This window comes from Achromobacter sp., from assembly GCF_050285585.1.
Lineage (GTDB): Bacteria > Pseudomonadota > Gammaproteobacteria > Burkholderiales > Burkholderiaceae_B > Achromobacter.
The window spans coordinates 16,456-27,493 of the sequence record NZ_JBLZXF010000045.1; the positions used below are offsets into that span (position 1 = coordinate 16,456).

11 protein-coding genes and 1 pseudogene are annotated in these 11,038 nt (G+C 68.2%); 9 read left to right on the forward strand and 3 right to left on the reverse strand.

Annotated features, from left to right (window positions below):
* The first annotated feature begins 50 nt into the window (after positions 1–50).
* Together dacB and upp are read left to right on the forward strand one after the other, a co-directional pair.
* Positions 51–1,499 (forward strand): D-alanyl-D-alanine carboxypeptidase/D-alanyl-D-alanine endopeptidase, encoded by a 1,449-nt coding sequence (dacB, locus tag ACN6PJ_RS28775; protein WP_427999151.1) that lies wholly within the window; start codon positions 51–53, stop codon positions 1,497–1,499.
* Positions 1,500–1,676: 177 nt separating this feature from the next.
* Entirely contained in the window at positions 1,677–2,315 is a 639-nt protein-coding gene (gene upp, locus ACN6PJ_RS28780; protein WP_043544382.1) for a uracil phosphoribosyltransferase, read from the forward strand.
* Positions 2,316–2,346: 31 nt separating this feature from the next.
* Here upp and cysG read toward each other — a convergent pair whose 3' ends face one another.
* Positions 2,347–3,762, reverse strand: coding sequence for a siroheme synthase CysG (cysG, locus tag ACN6PJ_RS28785; protein ID WP_427999143.1), 1,416 nt, complete (start codon positions 3,760–3,762; stop codon positions 2,347–2,349).
* Between the two features lie 256 nt (positions 3,763–4,018).
* On the opposite strand from cysG, the gene ACN6PJ_RS28790 reads away from it, so the two are divergent.
* From ACN6PJ_RS28790 to ACN6PJ_RS28805, 4 genes are all read left to right on the forward strand, one after another.
* Entirely contained in the window at positions 4,019–4,744 is a 726-nt protein-coding gene (locus ACN6PJ_RS28790) for a hypothetical protein (RefSeq protein WP_427999144.1), read from the forward strand.
* A gap of 83 nt (positions 4,745–4,827) precedes the next feature.
* Entirely contained in the window at positions 4,828–5,145 is a 318-nt protein-coding gene (locus ACN6PJ_RS28795) for a DUF883 family protein (RefSeq protein WP_043544379.1), read from the forward strand.
* 58 nt (positions 5,146–5,203) lie between these two features.
* The gene (locus ACN6PJ_RS28800; protein ID WP_427999145.1) at positions 5,204–5,623 is read left to right on the forward strand and encodes a phage holin family protein; all 420 of its coding nucleotides are present in this window, start codon (positions 5,204–5,206) and stop codon (positions 5,621–5,623) included.
* Positions 5,624–5,626: 3 nt separating this feature from the next.
* Entirely contained in the window at positions 5,627–5,995 is a 369-nt protein-coding gene (locus ACN6PJ_RS28805; protein ID WP_427999146.1) for a hypothetical protein, read from the forward strand.
* 62 nt (positions 5,996–6,057) lie between these two features.
* Here ACN6PJ_RS28805 and ubiD read toward each other — a convergent pair whose 3' ends face one another.
* On the reverse strand, positions 6,058–7,602 hold the full coding sequence (ubiD, locus tag ACN6PJ_RS28810) for a 4-hydroxy-3-polyprenylbenzoate decarboxylase (RefSeq protein ID WP_427999147.1): 1,545 nt from the start codon (positions 7,600–7,602) through the stop codon (positions 6,058–6,060).
* A gap of 81 nt (positions 7,603–7,683) precedes the next feature.
* Between ubiD and ACN6PJ_RS28815 the strand changes: the two genes are divergently transcribed.
* Entirely contained in the window at positions 7,684–8,502 is an 819-nt protein-coding gene (locus tag ACN6PJ_RS28815; RefSeq protein ID WP_427999148.1) for a transglycosylase SLT domain-containing protein, read from the forward strand.
* Positions 8,503–8,535: 33 nt separating this feature from the next.
* Here the strand turns inward: ACN6PJ_RS28815 and ACN6PJ_RS28820 are convergent, their stop codons facing one another.
* Positions 8,536–9,696, reverse strand: a complete 1,161-nt coding sequence (locus ACN6PJ_RS28820) for a pyridoxal phosphate-dependent aminotransferase (RefSeq protein ID WP_427999149.1) — start codon at positions 9,694–9,696, stop codon at positions 8,536–8,538.
* Between the two features lie 43 nt (positions 9,697–9,739).
* Here ACN6PJ_RS28820 and ACN6PJ_RS28825 point away from each other — a divergent pair, with 43 nt between their 5' ends.
* Positions 9,740–10,624 (forward strand): FAD-binding protein, encoded by an 885-nt coding sequence (locus tag ACN6PJ_RS28825; protein WP_427999150.1) that lies wholly within the window; start codon positions 9,740–9,742, stop codon positions 10,622–10,624.
* A gap of 142 nt (positions 10,625–10,766) precedes the next feature.
* A pseudogene (locus tag ACN6PJ_RS28830) lies at positions 10,767–11,038 on the forward strand (NADP-dependent malic enzyme); the annotation flags it as partial.

Genomic DNA, 11,038 nt, shown 5'->3' on the forward strand with positions numbered 1-11,038 from the left:
GGTTTTGTATGCTCTCGGTTTTGCTGGACGAGCAACTGGGTGGGCGTGGCATGACGGGACAAGCGAACGAGCGTAAGGGCGGGCTGAAGCGGTGGCTGGCGGGAGGGCTGCTGGTCCTCGCCGCGGGCGCAGCCAGCGCCCAGGTGCCTGGCCTGCCTCCCGACGTGGTGAACGCCTGGAAGGCGACCAAGCTGCCCGACAGTTCCCTGTCCCTGGTGGTGCAGGAGGTGGGCGGCCCGCGCATGGCGGCGCTCAATGCCAAGGAAGCCCGCAATCCCGCGTCCGTCATGAAGCTGGTGACGACCTGGGCCGCGCTTTCCGAGCTGGGGCCCAACTACGTCTGGCGCACCGAATTCATGACGGCGCCCGGCGCGCGGCCCGACGCCAAGGGCGCGCTGGCCGGCCCGCTGTACCTGAAGGCCGGCGGCGATCCCCAGTTCCTGCTGCAGGATCTCTGGGTGCTGCTGCGGGAATTGCGCCTGAAGGGCGTCAAGCAGATCAACGACCTGGTCATCGACCGCAGCATCTTCGGCCAGGTCGCGACCGATCCGGGCGCCTTCGACGGCGCGCCCGACCGCGCATACAACGCCAGCCCGGACGCGCTGATGGTCGGTTTCGGCGCCTTGCGCCTGCTGTTCACGCCGGATCCCGTCGCCAATAAATGGGTTCCCCTGATCGATCCGCCGCTGCCGGGGCTGAGGATCGAAGGCCGCGTCGAATGGAGCGATGTCCGTTGCCCGGGCCCGCCCGTGGTGACGACCGATCCGGTGATCACTCAGCAGGGCGTGACCATCCGCGTGAACGGCAAGGTGGCCGGGTCCTGCGGCGAATTCAGCCTGTACCGCCTGGCGCTCTCGCAGCCGGACTACGCCACGGAAGTGTTCCGCATGCTTTGGAAGGAGCTGGGGGGCACGTTCAAGGGGCAGGTCAAGTCCGGCATGGTGCCGCCCGACGCCGTCGTCCTGGCCTCCCACGATTCGCCGACACTGTCCGAAGCCATCCGCCAGATCAACAAGCGCAGCAACAACGTCATGGCCCGCACCCTGCTGCTGACCCTGGGCGCCGAACGCGGCCGGCGGCCGGCCACCGTGTCCAGCAGCGAGGCCGTGGCCAAGGGGCTGCTGGCCAAGCAGGGCCTGGACATGCCCGAGCTGGTCATCGACAACGGGGCCGGCCTGTCGCGCGACGCGCGGGTGTCCGCCGATAGCCTGGCGTCGATGCTGACCCTGGCCTGGAACTCGCCCGTCATGCCCGAGTACATTTCCTCCTTCGCGATCGCCGGGGTGGACGGCACCGTGCGCCGCCGCCTCAAGGGCAACGGCACCGCGGGCATGGCCCACCTGAAGACGGGGTCGCTGCGCGACGTGCGCGCGATCGCCGGATACGTGCTGGGCGCCAGCGGCAAGCGCTACGTGGTGGTCAGCATCGTGAACCATGAACAGGCCGGCGCCGTCCGGGCCTTCGACGACGCGCTCATCGCATGGCTCGCTGAACAATAGAAGAATCCATCATTCCCGCCCCGGGCCGGTCGGCGCCGAAAGGACGCTCGCACAGGCCCCAAACCCGGTTACGATTCCCAGATGCGGCTCGACGGCGGGCGACGCAGATGCGCCGCGCCATTGCGGTTCCGCCTGGGGCGAAAATCCTGTCCATCAATATTCTGGAGTGTTACGCACATGCCCGTGCATGAAATCCGCCATCCGCTGATCCGCCACAAGCTCGGGATCATGCGCCGCGCCGACCTGAGCACCAAGAGCTTCCGCGAGCTGTCCCAGGAAGTCGGCGCGTTGCTCACCTACGAGGCGTCCAAGGACTTGCCGCTGGCTCCCGCAACCGTCGAGGGCTGGTGCGGCCCGGTGGAAGTCGAGAAGATCGCCGGCAAGAAGGTCACCGTGGTGCCCATCCTGCGAGCGGGCATCGGCATGCTGGACGGCGTGCTCAGCCTGATTCCCGGCGCCAAGGTCAGCGTGGTGGGCGTGGCCCGCAACGAAGAGACGCTGGAAGCGCACACCTACCTGGAGCGCCTAGTGGGCGAACTGGACCAGCGGCTGGCGCTGATCGTCGATCCGATGCTGGCCACCGGCGGCTCGATGGTGGCCGCGATCGACCTGCTCAAGAAGGCCGGCTGCAAGGAAATCCGCGCGCTGGTGCTGGTGGCCGCCCCGGTCGGCATCGACACCGTGCTGGCCAAGCACCCGGACGTCCATATCTACACGGCCTCCATCGACGACGGCCTGAACGAGCACGGCTACATCATGCCGGGCCTGGGCGACGCCGGCGACCGCATCTTCGGCACGACTCAGAAAACGGAGTAAGACGGCAAGCAATGGGTTGCGGGCGCACCCCTCACGCCGCCACGTTTTGCAGCTGGCCGTCGAGATGCTCGCCGAACCACCGCAGTTGCGGCGCCAGCCCCGCGACCTCGCCCACGATCAGCAGGGCGGGGGAGCGGATAGCGTGTTCGGCCGCCAGCGCCGGCAGCCGTTCCAGCGTTCCGGAGAGCACCCGCTGCTCCGGCCGGCTGCCATTTTCGATCAGCGCGAACGGCGTGTCCGCCGAGCGGCCGTGGCGCAGCAGGCGCTGGGTGAGCAGATCCAGCTGCCCCACGCCCATATAGAAGGCCAGGGTCTGCCTTTCACGCGCCAGCGCGGGCCAGTCCAGGTTGTCTTCGTCCTCGCGGCAGTGCGCGGTGATCAGGCGCACGGACTGGGCGTGTTCCCGGTGCGTCAGCGGGATGCCGGCGTAGGCGGCACAGGCGAGGGCGGCCGTAATGCCCGGAATCACCTCATAGCGCACGCCGTGCGCGCGCAGATGCTCCAGCTCTTCGCCGCCGCGGCCGAAGATGAAGGCGTCGCCGCCCTTCAGCCGCACGACGCGGCGGCCCGCGCGCGCATGCTCCACCAGCAGCGCGTGGATGCGCGCCTGTGTGGCATGATGGTTTTCGCCCGGCAGCTTGCCTACCGGCACGCGCTCGGCGTCGCGGCGGGCCAGCGACATGACTTCGTCGCTCACCAGGCGGTCGTGCAGGATCACGTCGGCCTCGTTCAGCGCCCGCAAGGCCTTGAGCGTCAGCAACCCTGGGTCGCCCGGGCCGGCGCCGACCAGCACCACGCTGCCTTCGGCCGGCGCAAGCGGCGCCTCCAGGGCGGCGGCCAACGCCTCCTCTGCCTGGGCGGGCCGCTGCTGGCGCAGGAACCCGGCCACCGGGCCGTCCAGCAGCCAATCGTAGAAGCGGCGGCGCGCGCCCAGGTCGGGGTGGCTCGCCCGGATGGGCTTGCGGTAGCGGGCCGCCAGCCCGGCCAGTTGGCCCAGGGTGTGGTCGAACAGGGATTCGATGCGTTCCCGGACCCGGCGCGCCAGCACGGGGGCCACGCCCGAGGAAGAGATCGCGACGATGACCGGGGAGCGGTCGACGATGGACGGCACCTGGAAGGAAGACAGTTCCGGATCGTCCACCACATTGCTGAAGACGCGCCGGGCCTGGGCGGCCTCGGAAACCGCGGCGTTGGCGTCCCGGTCGTCGGTGGCGGCGACGACCAGCCAGGCCTCGTCCAGCCAGGCGGGGTCGAACCGGCCCGCGCGGTGGCGGATGCGGCCCTCGGCGGCCAGCGCGGCCAGGGCCGGCGTGAGTTCCGGCGCGCCGACGACGACGGCGGCCGAGGCTTCCAGCAGGGCGAGCGTCTTGCGTTCGGCGACCGCGCCGCCGCCCACCACCAGGACGAGCCGGTCCTTCAGATCGGCAAAAATCGGAAAAAGCTTCATCGGTGCCAGCCTCGGGTCCACCCGGGAAAATATCGTTCGATCATAGGGACGGGCCTTCATCCCCACAACTTTTGATTTCTTTGTTCCATATGCCTGGAAATTATTTGGCGGGCCCGGCCTTGGGCCGGCCAGGGCGGGGCCGCCTCCGACACGTTCCGACATACGCCGGCGGCGCCAACCGGTGTAGTATCAAGCCACCATCCGCCGTCCGCCTGGAGCGGGCGGTTTTTTCTGGATTCATGGAGCGGCTGTAACGATGCGAAAAATGGCATCCCTTGTTTTGGCGGCGGGCGCGCTGGGGGCCGTCCCGGCGGCGCAGGCCGGCGTGTGCGACGCCCAATTCATGCACGACGGCGGCGCGGTGCAGCTGACCGGTACGGGCAACCTGGCGCTGGGCGCCGACCTGACCTTCGCCGAGGTCACCAAGACAAACGGAGACAACTGCCGCGCGCGCGTCCAGGGCGTCGCCAAGTTCAGCTACGCCGGGCTGCCGCCGGGCAAGTCCAAGCTGGATTACCTCATGACCGTCAAGGGCGGCCAGGCCAGCTTCCTGCGCTACGCCACCGCGGGCGAGGCGCCGCGGCCGTCCGAGGGGCAGTTCGACCTTCGCATGCTGGGGCTTTTCGCCTATGACGGCAAGCTCAGCGACGGCCAGAAACTGCCCGGTTCCTCGTTCCGCCTGAAGATCGGCAAGGAGGCCCCGGTGGGCGGCCAGCCCAGCACGACGGTGCGCATCGGCGAAAAGACGGTGGGGCAGAAGACTTCCCTGAATACCGCGCTGGGCAAGCAGGCCTGCCATCCGATCACCTATACGCGCAATTCGGATCCCACCATGGCGACCTTCCAGGGCCTGACCATTCCCATCCCAGGCATGAACACCACCGTGACGGACTGGTACTGCCCGGCGGTCAACCTCGTCATGAAGCAGGACATCGACCAGGGCGGCGTCAAGTCGGCCGTTGAGATTACGCAAATCAAGTAGCACGCGGTAGCAAGCGCGTCATTCCGCAAGAATGGCGGCTGGTATGATGATTCCGTCATGGACACACAACAGGAGCTCAAGAAATGGCCACGAGAAAATCCGAAGACGTCGCAAAAGAAAAACTCATCGACAGTGTCAAGAGCAGCCTGAACGATGCCGAAAGCCTGCTGCGCGAAGCCGCCAGCAGCACCGGCGACAAGGCCAACGAATTGCGCGATCGCGCCCTGACTTCCCTGAAGCGCACGCGCGAGGCCCTGTACGAGGCGCAGGACGCTGTGCTGGAGCGCGGCCGCAAGGCCGCCCGCGCGACCGACGACTACGTGCATGACAATCCCTGGCAAGCCATCGGCATTGCAGGCGTGACCGGCCTGCTGCTCGGCTTGCTGATCAGCCGCCGCTGACAGGGCAGGACTTCCGGGCGGACGACGCAACCCGTCTTCCGCCCGGCGTCCATTCGCCATGGGTCTACGAAAATCCGTATTCGGCATCGCGTCCAGCCTGGTCGGGCTGCTGCGCACGCGACTGGAACTCCTGGCCCTCGAAGCCGCGGACGAAAAGGCGCGCCTGCTCAAACTCCTGGGCATGGCGTTTGCTGCCTTGCTCTTCCTGACGCTGGCCGTGCTGGTCTTCACCGTCACGGTGGCGGTGGCCTTCTGGCCCACCGAAGACCGCTACCTGGCGCTCGGCCTGCTGGCGGCTTTCTACGGCATCGTCGGGGTGGTGCTGCTGCTGATGCTGCGGCATGGCCTGGTCTACGGCGCGCCGCCGTTTTCCGCCACGCTTGAAGAATTGGCGCGCGACGCGGAGCTGCTGGACAGGGTGCGCGATGCGCAGAACGACGACGACGAGGCGCTGGCCCGCCGGCGAGAGGAGGGCTGAAGCATGGCGAAAAGGTCTCCCACCGTCGACCGGGCCGTGCGTATCGAACTGCTGCGCGCCCGCGCCGCCATCGAGCGCGAATCGCTGGCGCAAAGCATCGCCTCCGCGGGCCGCAAGCTGGAGCCGGCGTCGCTCATCAAGGGGCTGCTGCCCGGGCTCGCGTCGGGCAGCGCTTCGCGCTGGGCCTTGCAGGCAATCAGCATCGCGCGGCGCTATCCCATCGTCAGCTCGTCCCTGTCCGCCATGATCATGCGGGGCGGCAAGCGGTCCAAGTTCTTGAAAATCGCCGGCGGCGCGTTCGTCGGCTGGCAGTTGTTCAAGGCCTGGCAGGGCGCCCGCCACGATGGCGGGGGCGATCACGAGCCGCGCTGAGCCGCGCCGGAAAACAAACCGCCCTTGGGGCGGTTTTTTTCTGCCTCGGCGCCGGGCGCGGCCTACAGGCCCAGTTGCCCCCACAGCGCATCCACGCGCTGCCTGACCTCGGCGTCCATCGTGATGGGCGTGCCCCATTCCCGGTTCGTCTCGCCCGGCCATTTATTGGTGGCGTCCATGCCCATCTTGCCGCCCAGCCCGGACACCGGCGAGGCGAAATCCAGATAATCGATGGGCGTGTTCTCCACCAGCAGCGTGTCGCGCACCGGATCCATGCGGGTGGTCATCGCCCACACCACTTCCTTCCAGTCGCGCGGGTTGATGTCTTCGTCCACCACCACGATGAACTTGGTGTACATGAACTGCCGCAGGATGCTCCACAGGCCGAACATGACGCGCTTGGCGTGCCCGGCGTATTGCTTGCGGATGGATACGACGGCCAGACGGTAGCTGCAGCCTTCGGGCGGCAGGTAGAAGTCCACGATCTCGGGCAACTGGCGACGCAGCAGGGGAACGAAGACCTCGTTGAGCGCCACGCCGAGCACGGCCGGCTCGTCTGGCGGCTTGCCCGTGTAGGTGGAATGGTAGATGGGGTTGCGCCGCATCGTGATCCGTTCGACCGTGAAGACGGGAAACCAGTCCTGCTCGTTGTAGTAGCCGGTGTGGTCGCCGTAGGGGCCTTCCAGCGCCATTTCGTAATCGGTATTGGGCGGCGGGTTGATGCCCTCGGGCACCGCGGGGGCGATGGCCCGCGGGTCGGATGACGGCAGCAGATGGCCCTCCAGCACGATTTCGGCCCAGGCGGGCACGGACAGGTTGCTGCCCAGCGCCTGCGCCACCTCCGTGCGCGAACCCCGCAGCAGGCCGGCGAACTGGTATTCGGACAGGCTGTCGGGCACCGGGGTGACCGCGCCCAGCGTGGTGGCCGGATCCGCGCCCAGGGCGACGGCCACCGGGAAGGGCGTGCCGGGATGCGCGATCGCGTGGTCGCGGAAATCCAGCGCGCCGCCGCGGTGCGACAGCCAGCGCATGATCAGCTTGTTGGGCCCGAGCAGCTGCTGGCGGTAGATGCCCAGGTTCTGCCGGCGGGCGTTGGGGCCGCGGGTGATCACCAGGCCCCAGGTCAGCAAGGGTGCCACGTCGCCCGGCCAGCAGGTCTGGATCGGCAGGCGGGTCAGGTCCACATCCTTGCCTTCCCACACGATTTCCTGGCAGGCCGGGCTTTTGACGTTCTTGGGGCTCATGTCCCACAGCGCCGATTTCAGCATCGATACCTTGGCCAGCGCGTCGCGCAGGCCCTTGGGGGCCTCCGGTTCGCGCAGCGAGGCCAGCAGTTCGCCGATGTCGCGCAGCGCGCCGACGTCGTCGGCGCCCATGCCGCGGGCCACGCGCGCGGGCGTGCCGAACAGATTGGTCAGCACCGGCATCTGGGCCGGCTGGCCGTCGTGCTGGGCATTTTCGAACAGCAGGGCGGGGCCTTCCGCCCGCAGGACGCGGTCGGAAATCTCGGTCATTTCCAGCCGGGTGGACACCGCCGGGGCGATGCGTTTGAGGTCGCCCATGCGTTCGAGTTGGGCGAGGAAGTCTCTAAGGTCGCGGTATTTCACTACAGATCCCGGCGATTTGGTTACATTTTGGGGAGAAAGAGAGGTTAACATTGACTCCCTCTTTTTTACGCAGGAGGTTTTATGCCCGATGCGTCAGTGGCCAGCCTGTTCAGAGGCATGGCCCAAGGAGTGCACCAATATCTTGCCGAATCCCTGCGCATCTGCTCCGTTTATCTGGGCATTGCGGTCATTGTGACGGTAAGCATGGGATTCGCCCTGCCTGGGCTGCGCGACCAGGCATTGCAAGTGCACAAAGCCTTGTTGACCGCCCTCGCGCCTTCGTCCATGCAAGCCGGCACCGATCTCGACACGGGTACCGACCTGAATGCCGACATGTCGTCGGCCATTGCAATGGCCATCCCCACGGCTCCCGCCAGCAATGCCACCGGCATGCTGGGGCCTGCCCGCGTCGCGCCGCCGCCCAAGAAGCCTGTTGCGTCCGTGGCCACCGGCCCCCAGGCGGAGGCCTTGCGCAACTATATCTCGCGCAAGTACAAGGTCGCCTATGACGCGACCGGTCCGCTTCTGAACACGGTATACAAGGTCAGCCGCGAAAAGCAGCTGGATCCGCTGCTGGTCCTGGCCGTGATCGCCATCGAATCCCGCTACAACCCCCTGGCGGAAAGCCATGTGGGGGCCCAGGGCCTGATGCAGGTCATGACGAGCGTGCACCAGGACAAGTTCGACGCCGTGGGCAAGACCGCGCTGGATCCCGCCGCCAATATCGGCGTGGGCACCACGATCCTGCGCGACTGCATCAACCGCCGCGGTTCCGTGGACGGCGGCCTGGCCTGTTACGTCGGTTCCACCGGGCCGGACGACAACGGCTACGGCGCCAAGGTGCAAGCCGAACGCCGCCGCCTGGCGCTGGCCTCGGGGATCGCGCTGGCCCGCGACTGATTCCCCATGAAATCGCTTGCCCGTGGCGGTCCCTTACCGCTGCAGCAGGCGGCCCATGCGGTCGACCGCCTCTTCGAGGCGGTCCAGCCCCGTCGCATAGGAAAAGCGCATGGTGTGGCTGCCGTGGGCCGGGCCGAAATCCAGGCCGGGCACCGCGGCCACGCCCGCCTCCAGCAGCAGGCGCTGCGAAAACGCGGCGCTGTCCATGCCCAGGCTGGCGATGTCGGCGTAGATGTAGAACGCGCCGTCCGGCTTGACGGGCACCTGTATTCCCAGGCGTTCGAATTCCGGCAGCAGATAGTCGCGGCGCTGCTTGAAGGCCTCGCGGCGATGCTCGAAGGTCTTCATCGCGCTGGCCGAGAAGCAGGCCAGCGCGGCATGCTGGGCCAGCGTGGGCGCGCAGATCGCCAGGCTGGCCGCGATCTTCTCCACCGGCGCCACCATGTCCTGGGGCACGATCATCCATCCCAGGCGCCAGCCCGTCATGTGGAAATACTTCGAGAAGCTGTTGATGACGATGACGTCGTCGTCCAGCGTCAGCGCCGAGCGCGGCTGCCCTTCATAGGACAGGCCCAGGTAGATCTCGTCGACGATGGCGAAGCCGTCGCGGGCGCGGACCTGCGCCAGCAGCTCGGCCAGCTCGCCGTGGTCGATGGAGGTGCCGGTCGGGTTGCTGGGCGAGGCGACCAGCACGCCCTGGGTGGCCGGCGTCCAGTGTCGGGCGACGTCCTGGGCGGACAGCTGGAAGCGCTTTTCCGCCGAGCTGGGGATCAAGCGGGGCACGCCGCCCGCGGCCAGCACGAAATTGCTGTTGGCGGGGTAGGAGGGGTCGGGCATCAGCACCTCGCCGCCGCTGTTGACCAGCGCGGCGCAGGCCAGCGTCAGGGCGCCGGAGGCCCCCGCGGTCACGATGACCCGGGACGGATCGACGCGGGCGCCGAACTGTTCATGGTAGAACCCGGCGATGGCTTCGCGCAGCGGGGTCAGGCCCGCGGACGGGCTGTAGCCGCTCTGCCCGGCGCGGGCGGCGCGCTCCAGCGCTTCCACGACCTGGGGGGGCGCGGTAAAGTCCGGTTCGCCGATGCCCAGGCTGATGATGTCCTTGCCTGCCGCCTGCAGCGCTTGCGCCTGCTTGAAAAGTTCCATTACCTGGAAGGTCAGGAAATCGTTGGTGCGTGTGGCAAGGCGGGGCATTGGATTCTCGAAGGCATCTTGTAGCGAAAAAGGAATTGTAGTCATGCAGCCATCCCGGCGCGCTTTCCTCCTGGGCCGCCGGCCGGCCCAAACCCCTTGGGCGGCGTTCCTGCAGCGCCTCGGACTGCTGTGCCAGGGCGCGGTCCGCGACCTGGGGGAAAGCGGCGGGGACGGCCCCCGCGCGGTGCTCGTCCCGACGCGGGACGCCGATGTGACGCACGCGCGGGTCCTGTGCGCCGAGTACCGCGTGGCGTTGGCGCTGGAGGGGGCCGAGGGCCCGTTCGAGGCGGCCCCGGGCCCTGTCCTGCGGGTGGATCCATCCGCGATGTCGGGCCTGGTCCGCCTGTCCGGCGACGCTCCGCGCTGGCGCGCCCAGCCCGGCGTGCCGCTGGCGGCGCTGGCGCAGGCCGGCTTGCGCCAGTTCGCGGACCAGCCTGGCGCGATCACGCTTGCCGAATGGCTGGCCGCTCCCGCCCGCTGGCGAGCCGGGCGGTGCGCGGACTCGGGCGTGCTGGCGGTCGAGGCGATGCTGGCCGACGGCGTCGAGGAAACGCTGGGGCCCTTCGGCGAAGCCGACGTCCAGCCCCTGCGTTCCGTCACCGTTCAGCGCCTGGTGCCCGCGCTGTTCCAGCTGGCGTCCGGCGGCGATGCCTTTGCCACGCGGGACGGGGAGCGCTGGCTGGGGCGCTACCGCCTGGATGCCCTGAAACCCGGGGCGCCCGCCACCGTCAACCTGGCGCACCTGCTGCTGGGCCATGGCGGCACGCTGGCCTGGGTGCAGAGCGTCACGCTTGCGGACGCCGCGCCCGCGCCGCAACTGGCTCCCGCCGCGCAACCCCCCGGGCTGGCCACGACCAGGCTGGATTCACGCGTGAAAGCACTGTTCGATCCGGACGGCCGTTTTCCCCTGTTCCGAAAAATGGAATAGCGACAATTTGTAAGCTGGCGCTAAGATGGAACGGTCATGACGGCCAGGGGCGGGAAGGGCGTCGCCGAGGTATCGCGGCGCCCGCCATCGGAATAGAATTCCCCCCTTTCCGTGTCTCACACTCTAGCAAGTAGCCGCCCATATGGATGCCAACTTTCGCAACGCCGCCCTTGAATACCACGAGCACGGCCGCCCCGGCAAAATCTCGGTCATGCCGACCAAGCAACTCACGAACCAGCGCGACCTGGCGCTGGCGTACTCGCCCGGCGTGGCGGCGGCCTGTGAGGAGATCGTGGCCGACCCGGCCAACGTGTTCCGCTACACGGCGCGCGGCAACCTGGTGGGGGTGATCACCAACGGCACGGCGGTGCTGGGGCTGGGCAACATCGGCGCGCTGGCCTCCAAGCCGGTGAT

What these genes read in the sequence shown, in the direction of transcription:
- dacB (WP_427999151.1), top strand. Translation starts at nt 51, where the DNA reads ATGACGGGACAAGCGAACGAGCGTAAGGGCGGGCTGAAGCGGTGGCTG.
- ACN6PJ_RS28820 (WP_427999149.1), bottom strand. Translation starts at nt 9,696, where the DNA reads ATGCCCCGCCTTGCCACACGCACCAACGATTTCCTGACCTTCCAGGTA.
- upp (WP_043544382.1), top strand. Translation starts at nt 1,677, where the DNA reads ATGCCCGTGCATGAAATCCGCCATCCGCTGATCCGCCACAAGCTCGGG.
- ACN6PJ_RS28795 (WP_043544379.1), top strand. Translation starts at nt 4,828, where the DNA reads ATGGCCACGAGAAAATCCGAAGACGTCGCAAAAGAAAAACTCATCGAC.
- ACN6PJ_RS28805 (WP_427999146.1), top strand. Translation starts at nt 5,627, where the DNA reads ATGGCGAAAAGGTCTCCCACCGTCGACCGGGCCGTGCGTATCGAACTG.
- ACN6PJ_RS28800 (WP_427999145.1), top strand. Translation starts at nt 5,204, where the DNA reads ATGGGTCTACGAAAATCCGTATTCGGCATCGCGTCCAGCCTGGTCGGG.
- ACN6PJ_RS28815 (WP_427999148.1), top strand. Translation starts at nt 7,684, where the DNA reads ATGCCCGATGCGTCAGTGGCCAGCCTGTTCAGAGGCATGGCCCAAGGA.
- cysG (WP_427999143.1), bottom strand. Translation starts at nt 3,762, where the DNA reads ATGAAGCTTTTTCCGATTTTTGCCGATCTGAAGGACCGGCTCGTCCTG.
- ACN6PJ_RS28825 (WP_427999150.1), top strand. Translation starts at nt 9,740, where the DNA reads ATGCAGCCATCCCGGCGCGCTTTCCTCCTGGGCCGCCGGCCGGCCCAA.
- ACN6PJ_RS28790 (WP_427999144.1), top strand. Translation starts at nt 4,019, where the DNA reads ATGCGAAAAATGGCATCCCTTGTTTTGGCGGCGGGCGCGCTGGGGGCC.